This window comes from Mesorhizobium sp. M1A.F.Ca.IN.020.03.2.1 (assembly GCF_004023205.1).
Taxonomy (GTDB): Bacteria; Pseudomonadota; Alphaproteobacteria; order Rhizobiales; family Rhizobiaceae; genus Mesorhizobium.
In genome coordinates, this window is sequence record NZ_RZSV01000039.1 from 22,208 (window position 1) to 33,987 (window position 11,780).

General features: G+C 64.4%; 12 protein-coding genes. 7 read left to right on the top strand and 5 right to left on the bottom strand.

The window, feature by feature from the left end; genetic code table 11:
• Positions 1 to 58: 58 nt before the first annotated feature.
• Positions 59 to 1,216 carry an efflux RND transporter periplasmic adaptor subunit gene (locus EOA79_RS09105; RefSeq protein WP_095823440.1) on the top strand — a complete coding sequence of 386 codons (1,158 nt, stop codon included), beginning with the start codon at positions 59 to 61 and terminating at the stop codon, positions 1,214 to 1,216.
• Complete coding sequence (locus EOA79_RS09110; RefSeq protein ID WP_128292974.1) at positions 1,213 to 4,344, top strand: efflux RND transporter permease subunit; 3,132 nt, start codon at positions 1,213 to 1,215, stop codon at positions 4,342 to 4,344. The genes EOA79_RS09105 and EOA79_RS09110 overlap by 4 nt, the downstream gene beginning before the upstream one ends.
• 27 nt (positions 4,345 to 4,371) lie before the next feature.
• Here the strand turns inward: EOA79_RS09110 and EOA79_RS09115 are convergent, their stop codons facing one another.
• The 3 genes from EOA79_RS09115 to EOA79_RS09125 form a co-directional block, all read right to left on the bottom strand.
• Entirely contained in the window at positions 4,372 to 4,830 is a 459-nt protein-coding gene (locus tag EOA79_RS09115) for a hypothetical protein (protein ID WP_164748180.1), read from the bottom strand.
• A gap of 63 nt (positions 4,831 to 4,893) precedes the next feature.
• A complete protein-coding gene (locus tag EOA79_RS09120) occupies positions 4,894 to 5,931 on the bottom strand; it encodes a zinc-binding dehydrogenase (protein WP_095823442.1) in 1,038 nt (345 codons plus the stop codon).
• Positions 5,932 to 5,936: 5 nt separating this feature from the next.
• On the bottom strand, positions 5,937 to 7,178 hold the full coding sequence (locus tag EOA79_RS09125; RefSeq protein ID WP_095823443.1) for an acyl-CoA dehydrogenase family protein: 1,242 nt from the start codon (positions 7,176 to 7,178) through the stop codon (positions 5,937 to 5,939).
• A 114-nt stretch (positions 7,179 to 7,292) separates the two neighbouring features.
• On the opposite strand from EOA79_RS09125, the gene EOA79_RS09130 reads away from it, so the two are divergent.
• The 5 genes from EOA79_RS09130 (at position 7,293) to EOA79_RS09150 (ending at position 11,012) form a co-directional block, all read left to right on the top strand.
• Entirely contained in the window at positions 7,293 to 8,108 is an 816-nt protein-coding gene (locus EOA79_RS09130) for an SDR family oxidoreductase (RefSeq protein ID WP_095823444.1), read from the top strand.
• Between the two features lie 44 nt (positions 8,109 to 8,152).
• Positions 8,153 to 8,638: a MaoC family dehydratase gene (locus EOA79_RS09135; RefSeq protein ID WP_277816115.1), complete on the top strand. Its 486-nt coding sequence runs from the start codon at positions 8,153 to 8,155 to the stop codon at positions 8,636 to 8,638.
• Positions 8,635 to 9,672 carry a phosphotransferase gene (locus tag EOA79_RS09140; protein ID WP_095800509.1) on the top strand — a complete coding sequence of 346 codons (1,038 nt, stop codon included), beginning with the start codon at positions 8,635 to 8,637 and terminating at the stop codon, positions 9,670 to 9,672. Before EOA79_RS09135 ends, EOA79_RS09140 begins: the two co-directional genes overlap by 4 nt.
• Before the next feature lie 298 nt (positions 9,673 to 9,970).
• Positions 9,971 to 10,615, top strand: a complete 645-nt coding sequence (locus EOA79_RS09145; RefSeq protein ID WP_095823445.1) for a TetR/AcrR family transcriptional regulator — start codon at positions 9,971 to 9,973, stop codon at positions 10,613 to 10,615.
• 160 nt (positions 10,616 to 10,775) lie between these two features.
• The gene (locus EOA79_RS09150; protein WP_067325805.1) at positions 10,776 to 11,012 is read left to right on the top strand and encodes a DUF680 domain-containing protein; all 237 of its coding nucleotides are present in this window, start codon (positions 10,776 to 10,778) and stop codon (positions 11,010 to 11,012) included.
• A gap of 85 nt (positions 11,013 to 11,097) precedes the next feature.
• Here EOA79_RS09150 and EOA79_RS09155 read toward each other — a convergent pair whose 3' ends face one another.
• A complete protein-coding gene (locus tag EOA79_RS09155; RefSeq protein WP_095823446.1) occupies positions 11,098 to 11,316 on the bottom strand; it encodes a hypothetical protein in 219 nt (72 codons plus the stop codon).
• 84 nt (positions 11,317 to 11,400) lie between these two features.
• Positions 11,401 to 11,780 (bottom strand): sarcosine oxidase subunit gamma family protein (locus EOA79_RS09160; RefSeq protein ID WP_281060262.1); only part of this gene is annotated, 380 nt, incomplete at its 5' end.

Here is an 11,780-nt window from a genome sequence, read left to right on the forward strand (position 1 = left end):
TCGTCGCTCAGCCTGCTTCCACTTGGAACCGGCGGACGATTCTGCCGCTGGAGTGTCAATGTCGAGCTGGAAACAGATTGTTCTTGCGCTGGTGATCGTGGTTGCCGCTGCGGCCGCCTGGGCGCGCTTCTATCCCGGCGCGCCTGAGGTATTGGCACGCTGGGGTATGGACTGGGCGATTGCGGCGACGCCCCCCGCCACGGGAAGCATCGAGAGCGGTTCTGTCCGGTCCGGTCGCAATCGCGCCGGCCAGATCGTGACCATTGTCGCCTCCCCTGCCGGCACCGCCACCATCAACGACAGGCTTCAGGCGATCGGGACCGGCCGCGCCAATGCGACAGTCACTGTCAATCCATACTCTTCCGGCCGCCTCACCGAACTGCCGGTGCAGTCCGGCACCCATGTCGAAAAAGGCGATGTCATCGCCAGGCTCGATTCGGAGACGGAAGTGATTGCGCGCGACCGTGCCAAGGTCGCGCTCGACGACGCCCAGGCGAAGCTCGATCGGGTCAAGTCGCTGCGAGCCTCCAATGCCGCCACGCAAGTTGCCGTCGCGGATGCCGAGGTGGCGCTCGCCAATGCCAAGCTGGCGCTGCGCGATGCCGAGCTCGCGCTCGAGCGCCGCTCTGTCGTCGCGCCTATCGAAGGCACTGTCGGTATCCTGCCGATCGCCGCCGGCAACTATGTCACCAGCCAGTCGGCGATCGCCACGCTTGACGACCGCTCGAGCATATTGGTCGATTTCTGGGTGCCGGAGCGTTTTGCCGCCGCTGTAAAGGTCGGACAGCGATTGTCGGCCACGCCGCTGGCCAACCCCAACCAGGTCTATTCCGGCACGGTTTCGGCCATCGACAACCATATCGACGAGAACAGCCGCACGCTGCTCGTCAAGGCGACGATCGCCAACCCGGCGGATTCGCTGCGCGCCGGCATGTCGTTCCAGATCGCCATGATATTCCCCGGCGACACCTATCCGGCCGTCAGCCCACTGGGCATCCAGTGGGGCACCGACGGCGCCTATATCTGGACCGTCGAAAACGGCAAGGCAAAGCGCGTGCCGGTGCGCATCATCCAGCGCAACACCGAGACGGTGCTGATCGATGCTCCCGTCGAGAGCGGCGACATGGTGGTGACCGAAGGCACGGAGAGTGTCAGCGAAGGCGGCGAGGTCCGGATCGCCGGCGAGGACCGCGCCACCGCGGCCGAAGGCTCATGAGCGCCGCCGGCGACCAGACCGCGGGATCGGGCCTGACCGCGCTCTTCATCCGCAGGCCGGTCATGGCCTTCGTGCTCAATACGCTGATCGCGGTCGCCGGCCTCGCAGCCTTCTGGGGCGTCGAAATCCGCGAACTGCCGGATGTCGACCGCCCGGTCATCACCGTCAACACCACCTTCGAGGGCGCGGCCGCCGAAACCGTCGACCGCGAGTTGACCGACCCGATCGAGGGCGCCGTCGCGCGCGTCTCGGGTGTCAAGTCGATCTCGTCGACTTCATCTTTCGGCCAGAGCCGCGTCACCATCGAGTTCAGCGACGGCGTCGATCTCAATGTAGCCGCCTCCGATGTCCGCGATTCCGTCAGCCGCATCACCAACCAACTGCCCGAGACCGCCGATGCGCCGCGCATCGTCAAGGCCGACGCCAATTCCGACCCGGTGATGCGGCTGGCGGTCACGTCCGACACCATGTCGGTGCAGGACATGACGGTGCTGGTCCAGGACCGCATCGAGGACGAGCTCGCCGCCGTTCCAGGAGTCGCCGACGTCCAGGTATCCGGCGGCCGCGACAAGATCTTCCGCATCGATGTCGACCAGAACAAGCTGGCAAGCCATGGCTTCACCGTGGCGGATTTGCGCAAGGCGCTCGCCTCCGTCGCCTTCGATTCCCCGGCCGGCTCGATCACCACCACCAACCAGGACCTCGTCGTGCGCACGACGGCCGACGTGACCACGCCGGAGGAATTCGAGAGCATCGTCATCGGCGGCGCGACGCGCATCCGCGACGTCGCCACCGTGACGCTCGGCCCCGACATCGGCCAGACCTCATTGCGCTCCGACGGCAAAACCGGCATCGGCCTCGGCATCATCCGCCAGGCGGAATCGAACACGCTCGATATATCGACCGGCGTCAGGGCCGCCGTGGAGAAGCTCCAGGCAAACCTTCCGCAAGGCATGTCGATCAAGGTCACCAGCGACGATGCCGTCTTCGTCAACGGCGCTGTGCACGAGGTTGAGATCGCGCTCGCGCTTTCCGTCTCGATCGTGCTGATCGTCATCTACGCCTTCCTGCTCGACTGGCGCGCGACGCTGATCCCGGGCCTGTCGATGCCGGTCGCCATGATCGGCACCATCGCCGCGATCTACCTCGCCGGCTTTTCCATCAACATCCTGACGCTGCTGGCGCTGGTTCTGGCGACGGGCCTCGTCGTCGACGACGCCATCGTCGTGCTCGAAAATATCGTGCGCCGCCGCAACGAGGGCATGGGGCCGCGAGCGGCCGCCGTGCTCGGCACCCAGGAAGTCTTCTTCGCCGTCGTTGCCACGACGCTGACCCTGGTCGCCGTCTTCGTGCCGATCTCCTTCCTGCCGGGACAGACCGGCGGGCTCTTTCGCGAGTTCGGCTTCGTGCTGGCGATGTCGGTACTGCTCTCCTGCGTCGTGGCGCTGACGCTCTGCCCGATGCTCGCCTCGCGCATGCTGACCAGCGCCTCTCTTCACCACGAAGGTGGCAGCGGCGTGGGCGCTCGCATCGGCGGCGCATTGCATCGGCTCTACAAGCGCTGCCTGCATGCCTGCCTCGGCGCCCCCTGGATCGTAGTGCTCGTCGCTATGCTCTTCGCTGGCACCGCCTTCACTTTGTTCGGCACGATACGTCAGGAGCTGACGCCGACCGAAGACCGCGCCGTCGTTTTGCTGCGCATCAACGCGCCGCAAGGAGTCAGCCTCGACTACACGACCGAGCAGATGCGCAAGATCGAGCGGCTGATCCAGCCTTTGCGCGATTCCGGCGAGATCCGCAGCACCTTCGCGAATGCCGGCAACAACGGCGCCTACAATAGCGGCTTCATGGTGATGACGCTGGCGCCGTGGGCCGAGCGGACGCGCAGCCAGCAGGAGATCATGGCCGAGATCAGCCGCCTGACAAAGCAGGTGCCAAGCGTCCGCGTTTTCCCGGTTCAGCCCAACAGCCTTCGCATCCGCGGCGCGGGCAGCGGCCTGCAATTCGCCCTGGTCGGCAACGACCGCAAGGCGCTAAGCGCGGCGGCGGTGCAGATCGTCGAGGAAATGCGGCAGGATCCGCGCTTCCAATCACCGCGACTTTCCGTCGACCTTACGCAGCCGCAGCTTGCCGTTGCCATCGACCGCGAGCGCGCCTCCGACCTCGGCATCGACATCACCGGGCTTGCGGACACGCTGCAGGCGATGCTCGACGGCAACGATGTCGTCGACGTCTACATCGCCGACCGCAGCTATGGCGTGAAGCTGGTCTCGACCACCAATCCGATCAACGATCCGACGGATCTGGAAAACATCTTCCTGAAAACGTCGGACGGCCGCTTCGTGCCGATGTCGACCATCGCCACGCTGACCGAGCGCGCCGTGCCGCCGTCCCTGACTCGCGAGCAGCAGCAGCCGTCGGTGGCGATCACCGCCAGTCTCGGCGGCAGCTTCGCGCTCGGCGATGCGCTGACCCGCGCCGAGGAGATCGCAACACCGCTGCTGCCGTTGGACGCGCGGATCGTGCCGCTGGCCGAGGCGGCGACACTCGGCGAGAGCAACAGCGCCATGGCGACCATCTTCGGTTTCGCGCTGGTCATCATTCTTCTGGTGCTGGCGGCCCAGTTCGAGAGCTTCGTCAGCGCCGTCATCATCATGGCGACAGTGCCGCTCGGGCTCGCCTGCGCCATCTTCGCGCTGCTTTTGTCGGGCACCAGTCTCAATGCCTACAGCCAGATCGGCCTGGTCCTGCTGGTCGGCGTCATGGCCAAGAACGGCATCCTCATCGTCGAGTTTGCCAACCAGCTGCGCGACCGCGGGCTTGGCGTGCGCGAGGCGATCGAAGAGGCTGCCACCATTCGCCTTCGCCCGGTGATGATGACGATGATCTGCACCGTGCTCGGCGGCGTGCCGCTGGTGCTGGCTTCGGGCGCAGGCGCCGAGGCGCGCGTGGCGCTCGGTTGGGTGATCGTCGGCGGCCTTGGCCTGGCGACCGTCTCCACGCTCTTCCTGACCCCTGTCGCCTATCTCTTGCTTGGCCGCTTCGTCACGCCCAAGGCGCATGAGGAAGCCCGCGTGAAGCGCGAACTCGAGCAAGCCGCCTATGCCAATGTCGAGCCGGCGGAATAGTGCGCAGGCACGAGCCAGGCAGCTCAGCTACTTGCCGGTGAAATCGGGCAGCCGAATGTATGGATTGCGCTGATCGTAGGGATATCTTGGCTCGCCTTTGCCAGACGAAACGGCTCCCGCTATGAGCACTCCTTTCGGCCCAAATTGATAATCGATGCCGGCACAAAGATGCGCGAGCGTTTCATAGTCGAAGTTGCGCAATTCGCTGCCGGCTGCGAATGCAGCCGCTTTCATCGCATCCGACGAAAGCGAGCCGAGCATGCTATTGCGATAGGCCCTGACCTTGGCCTTGCTGAGCCGCGATGACTGGCATTCAGAGCCGACGACGCGCGCCAGCATGATATTTCTAATTGCGGTCGATGCTGGATCATTCAAAGAGGCCGAATATTTATTGAGAAAATAGTTCGTACCCGGATCATTGGTCATCGACTTGCGCCAAATGGGCGGGAACTTGTCGGCGGCCTCGGCACTAAATGTACCTGCCATTGACACCAGGACGAATCCGACAAACCACCGTAGCCTCATAGACGCGACCTCGAGTTATTTTGATCAGGGCTTAACAAACACCTTGCCGTTCGGCTTGGCCAGCTCGTCCGACAGCCTGGCCATCGCCTCGTCCAGCGGCACCACCGCTGTCACATCCGTCGACCAGCGCCCGTCGGAAAATCTCTTCTGTGCCTCCAGCACCGCCGGGCCGAGCCGGTCGCGGAACTGCCGCATCCATTCGGCCAGCCAGAAGCCTTCGATGCGCTTGTGCTGGAAGATCAGTTGGCCGGGCTCGCGGATGACAGTCGCCTCGGCGTCGAGCCTCCCATAGACGATCCAGCGCGAGCGCTTCGGCATGACGTTGAAGATGACCGAGGCAAGCGGTCCGGTCACTGCGTCCAGGAAGATGCGGGGCTGCTCCGCCTTCATCACCTCGCGCAGCGCGGCCTCGAAATCCGCCGCCTTCTCGTTGAGCGCATGGGCGGCGCCCAACTCTTTCAGCAGCGGGATCTGCTCGTCGCGGCGCACGGTGACGATCGGCCGAAAACCCTCCTCTTTCGCCAGCCCGATGATCAGCTTGCAGAGCTGGCTGGCGCCGGCAGTCATGATGAAAGCCTTCTCACCCTCCTGCTTGACGATGTCGAACATGGCTAAGGCGGTCAGCGGATTGACGATCATCGCCGCGGCGTCCTCGTCGCGCACCGTGTCGAGCAGTGGAATACAGGAAGCCGCCTCGGCGACCGCGTATTCTGCCCAGGCGCCCCAGTTCGACACGCCGGTGGCGAAGGCGACGCGCTTGCCCGCAAGGCTTTTTGCGTATGGATCGTCGCCAGTCGAGGCCACGATTCCGACGCCCTCAAATCCGGCCGGCCGGCCCTGCACACGGGGCTGGCCGTATTGCCCTGTGATGAAGGCGATATCGGACGGGTTGATTGAGGCGAGACTGACCTTGATCAGCGCTTGTGTCGGACCAGGCGCCGGCACGGCGATGCTGCCGGGCTTCAAATAAGGCTCCATCGCCTCCGGCACGCTGGCCGAAGGCGTTTTGCTGTAGCCGTCGCCGACAAGCAGCAAGCCTCGCATTTCCGATGGAAGCGTCATGGCGGTCAGATCTTCTCCTGGGTGTATTTCCTGAGCTCGGCGCGCGCCACCTGCCGCCGGTGCACGGCGTCCGGCCCGTCGGCCAACCGCAGAGTTCTCAGATGCGTCCACGAGCGGGCGAGCGGCGTGTCCTGGCTGATGCCTTGCGCGCCGAACATCTGCACCGCCTCGTCGGTGACCTTGAGCGCGACGCGCGGCGCTACCACCTTGATCTGGCTGATCCAAGGGGCCGCAGCGCGTGCATCGCCCTGGTCGATCATCCAAGCTGCCTTCAGACACAGGAGCCTCGCCATCTCGATCTCCATGCGGCATTCGGCGACGATGTCGAAATTGGCGCCGAGCTTTGCCAGCGATTGGCCGAACGCCTCGCGCCGCACCGAACGCTGGCACAGCATCTCCAGCGCCATCTCGGCCTGGCCGATCGCACGCATGCAATGATGGATGCGGCCTGGCCCAAGCCGTCCCTGCGCGATCTCGAAGCCCCTGCCCTCGCCGAGGATCAGGTTCGCCGCCGGCACCCGCACATCCTTGAACCTCAGATGCATATGGCCATGCGGCGCGTCGTCGTCGCCATAGACCTGCATAGGCCGGAGCTTGGTGATCCCCTCGCTCTCCGCCGGCACCAGGATCATCGAATGCCGGCGATGCTGCGGCTCCTCGTCCGAGCCGGTCCTCACCATGACGATATAGATGGCGCAGCGCGGGTCGCCGGCGCCGGACGCCCACCATTTCTCGCCGTTAAGCACATAGTCGTCGCCCTGCCGCTGGCAGCGCATCGAAATGTTGGTGGCATCGGATGAGGCGACGTCCGGCTCGGTCATCAGATAGGCCGAGCGGATCTTCCCTTCGAGCAGCGGCTCCAGCCATTGCCGCCTGTGCTCTTCCGAGCCGTAGCGCTCCAGCACTTCCATATTGCCGGTATCGGGCGCCGAGCAGTTGAAGGTCTCGGCGCCGAGATGCGCCTTGCCCATCTCCTCCGCCAAGTAGGCATATTCGACCGTCGACAGGCCGTAGCCGCGCTTGGAATCGGTCAGCCAGAAGTTCCACAGCCCGCGCTCCCGCGCCGTCTTCTTCAGTCCTTCGAGGATTTCGGTCTGCCTGGCCGTGTAAGTCCAGCGGTCTCCGTTTCTGCCGACCTCGGCGAGAAACTCCTCGCCGAGCGGTGCGATCTCGTCGCGCACCATCGCGGCCACGCGCTGATGGATCGGCTTCAGCCGCTCGGTCATGCCGAGGTTCATGTCCGCCATCGGTTCCGACCCTTTCGCTTCTTTATCCGTGGCAAGGATGACCGTACTTCGGCTAGCCTTGTCAACGCGAGTCCTTCGGTTCCGGCCGGGACGAGGCGCGCGGGAGGAATTAGGATGAGCTATCTCGACAAGCTGTTCTCGGTCGTCGGCAAGACCGCGCTTGTGACCGGTGCCGCAACAGGCATCGGCCGCATGGTGGCGACCGGACTGGTGCAGGCCGGCGCCACTGTGATGATCGCCTCGCGCAAGGGCGAGGACTGTGTGCGGGTCGCCGACGAAATCAACGCTCAGGGCGGCTCCGGTCGGACCGAGGGGTTTGCCGGCGACGTGTCCAGCGAAGCGGGCATCGCCGCGCTGGTTGCCGAGGTGAAGGTCCGAACGGACCGGCTGCACATCCTGGTCAACAATGCCGGCATTTCCTGGGGCGCGCCGCTCGCAGAGTTTCCCTACCACGCCTGGACGAAGGTGTTGGGCGTCAACGTCACCGCCGTCTTCCACCTGACGCGCGAGCTCTTGCCGCTGCTCGATGCTGCAGCAAGCGACGATGACCCGGCCCGCGTGATCAATCTGGGCTCGGTGATGGGCACGCAGCCGCTGGCCGACGACGCCTATTCCTACACCGCCTCCAAGGCTGCGGTGCATCACCTGACGCGCACGCTGGCGATCGAATTCGCCGCCCGCCGCATCACCGTCAACGCCTTTGCGCCCGGTCCCTTCCAGAGTCGGATGACGGCCTTTGCCACCGCCACGGAGGAGCAGGCGAAACGTGTCGGCAGCCATGTTCCGCTCGGCCGCATCGGCGTGGCGGATGACATTGCCGGCGCAACGCTCTATTTGTGCAGCCGTGCCGGAAGCTATGTCACCGGCGCCATCCTGCCGATCGACGGCGGCCAGTCGGTGCAGCACGGGATGACATTGTTCAAGGAGTAGGACGCCCGGTTCAAGCAATCGCGATCGGGCGGGGTGCGGAGGACATCAGCGTGGAACCGATCAGTCTCGATACGCTTCTGGCCAGCGTCGGCAAGGAAGTCGGCGTGTCGCCCTGGCGCACGGTGACGCAGCGCATGATCGATCAGTTCGCCGACGCCACCGACGATCACCAGTTCATCCATTGCGATCCGGAACGGGCCGCGCGCGAGACGCCGTTCGGCGGCACCATCGCGCACGGCTTCCTGTCGCTGTCGCTGCTGTCGGCCATGACCTTCGAGACCATGCCGCCGATCGAAAACACCAAGATGGGCGTCAATCACGGCTTCGACACGCTGCGCTTCCTGGCGCCGGTGAAGACCGGCTCGCGCATCCGCACCCATTTCGTGCTGGCCGACGTCAAGGTGCGGCCTTCCGGATGGGTGCAGACGGCGCACGACGTCACCATCGAGATCGAAGGATCGAAGAAGCCGGCGCTCACCGCGCGCTGGCTGACCCTGACGCTGATCGAGCGCCAGCCCGAGACCGCATGAGCGGCGACGCCAACGCGCTCGACCAAGCAGCGCTTGCGCCTTATCTCGAAGCGCATCTGCCTGGTTTTTCCAAGCTTTGCGCGGCCGAAAAATTCAAGTCCGGACAGTCGAACCCGACCTATCTGCTGACCGCCGCCAGCGGCCGCTACGTGCTGCGCGCCAAGCCGCCGGGGCAGTTGCTGAAATCGGCACATCAGGTCGACCGCGAATTCCGGGTCATGCAGGCGCTGAGCACGACCTCCGTGCCGGTGCCGCGCATGCTCCATCTTTCAGGCGAGATGACGCCGATCGGCCGCATGTTCTACGTGATGGAGTTCCTCGACGGGCGCATCTTCTGGGATCCGTCGCTGCCGGATACATCCGGCAATGACGAGCGTGCCGCGATCTACGACGCCATGAATGCGACCCTCGCCGCCCTGCACCAAGTCGATGTCGAGGCTGTGGGCTTAGGCGATTTCGGCAAGCCCGGCAGCTATTTCCAGCGCCAGTTCGCGCGCTGGACAAGTCAGTACCGCGCCTCCGAAACCGAAAGCATAGCCGCTATGGATCGGCTGATGACCTGGCTGGAGACGCATATGCCGGCCGATGACGGCCGGGTCTCGCTGGTGCATGGCGACTACCGATTGGACAATATGATTTTCGCCAAGGACGAGCCGAAGGTCATCGCCGTGCTCGACTGGGAACTGTCGACGCTTGGCCATCCTTTTGCCGACCTCGCCTATCAATGCATGCAATGGCGGCTGCCGCATGCGTCGGGCTTTCGCGGCCTAGACGGCATCGACCGCGCCTCGATCGGCCTGCCGTCCGAGGAGGCCTATGTCGCCGCCTATTGCCGCCGGCGCGGCATCGACGGCATCGGCAACTGGACCTTCTTCCTCGCCTTCTCCTTCTTCCGCCTGGCGGCGATCTGCCAGGGTGTCTACCGCCGCGGGCTGGACGGCAATGCCTCCAACCCGGAAAAGGCCAGGACCTATGGCGAGGCGGTGAAGCTGCTCGCCGCGCTGGCGGTGGAACTGATTGACAAGAAAAGTTGAGGGAGCCAAGCCACGGGCCGTTTCGATGGAGCGACGGTGCTGATCACCGGTGCGACAGGCGGTCTCGGCAGCGGCGCGGCCAAAGCCTTCGCCACTGAGGGCTCGCGGCCATGCGCAGGCGCTGGACGGCGGCATTAGCGCGATCTAGTTCGGAAAAAGTGGGTAGCGGCTTTCCTGTTCGGAATTAAGTAGGAACAAAGCGTTAGGGCGTATCTTGGGGAACCAGGCCGCTCCCTTGTCCGTTTCCGTACAGCGTATATAATTTTGTCAGGCAACCAACCATAAAGGCAGGCGGAAATTGCCGCTGAGCGTTCAGAAACGCCGCGAGAAACAGAAAGCCGAGCTTCGTTCCGAACTGGTCGACGCAGCTCACAAGCTTGTGCAGGAAGAGGGCTACGAAGGGCTTACCATTCGCAAGCTTGCCAAGCGGGTCGGCTACGCGCCGATGTCGGTCTATTCCTATTTTGCCGATAAGCAGGACATCCTGTTCGCGCTCGCCGAGGACGCGTTCGAAACGCTTGCCCGCCGCATCGAGGAGCACCCGGCAGACGATCCCGTTGAGGCGCTGCGGGCTGTGATGACCGAGTATGCCGCCTTCGGGCTCGGCAATCCCAATGAATACCGCACCGTCTTCATGACAGAGAAGACCCGGCTGCCGGAAGGCCGGAGCTACGAGGACATGGAACAGGGCAATCCGGCGATGAAGGTGCTGATCAGCAGGGTCGAGGCCTGCGTCGCAGCCGGCAAGCTCAAAGGCGACCCTCGCGCCATAGCCACCATGCTGTGGACCGTTGGCCACGGCACGATCTCGCTGCTGATCACCTTTCCCTTCTATCCGTTCGGCGACCCCCAGGCCTATGTGAAGCGGATGTGCGACTTCATGCTGGCCTCGTTGTCGGCGCAAGACATACCCCCGCTCACCGAAACACCGGTCAACTGCTGACCGGCTTCGCCGGCTTGACACAACGCCGGTCGCTTGATTTGCGACGCCGGTTACTCGGTTCAAGCTAATTTGTCGTACGCGTACAAATTCCCTCTTTAATTCAGCCTCCATTAACCGTATATGTACGTTGCGTCGTACATGTACGATTGGAGACGGAAAGATGAAAAAGACAATCCTCGCGCTCGCTGCCTTGCTGGCTTTCTCGGGCGCCGCTTTCGCTGGCGGGAGCCAGCCGGCCAAGCACGCCCCTGCGGCCTGCACCCAGACTCACACCAATCAGGCGCTCGACTGCGCCGCGACCGGCTCGGTGGAAAAGCCCGATGCCGCCAACACTCAGACGACCAACGGCCCGCGGCTCGGTATCGACGTGAACCCTTGGTTCGTGCCGGGCCTCTAATCAGCGCCAAATCGCAAACGAAACCGGCGGCGCTTGGCCGCCCGTTTTCGTTTCGCCTGAAGCCCGATTTGACTGCGGCGGCGCTCTACTTCTTGTGCGACTTCATTCCAGGCAAGGTCTTGGCCCTGCCAGGCTTTGCCGGCCCGCCGGGGATGGTGGTGCTGGTAATCGACACCGGATCGCTGGCCGGGAAGGTGTCCTCGAGGCCTTCCTCGAGCTCTTCTTCCTCGATCTCGCGATCCCGCTCCAGCGAACGGACCGCCTCTGACTTCTTGGGCGACTTCGGCACGGACTTGGACGGCATCGACGGTCTCCTCGCAAGCCGCAGAAACGGCCCGGACCGGTGAAGGCTCCCCGAGGCCGGCCCTTCGGACCGGTTGGCGCAGGATCAGTTCGCCGCGTCGCTCGCCGCTTCCGACAGCAAAGTAAATACATAGTCCGAGAAGGAACGCCAGCATTCCACCCGGAACGTGTCTTCAGCGGTACGCAGCAGCACGATCTCGGACTTGCCGAGAATGGTGCGCGATGCTGCCCCGACTGGGAAGGCCTCGAGCGACAGGTCCTGTGGGCAACCGGAACTGACCGTCACCGCGGCCGCCGGCCCGGCAACCGAGATCGCCACATTGCGATGCGAGATGCCGACCGCGGAGTGCAGCGCCGAAACCTTGGCGCAGTCGGCCAGCGGATCGTTGCCGGCATCGTCGATGACCAGCCATTCGTCCGGCCCGAGCCATAAGGCGGTGCGCCCGCCTTTCGCCGCCGAGGTCT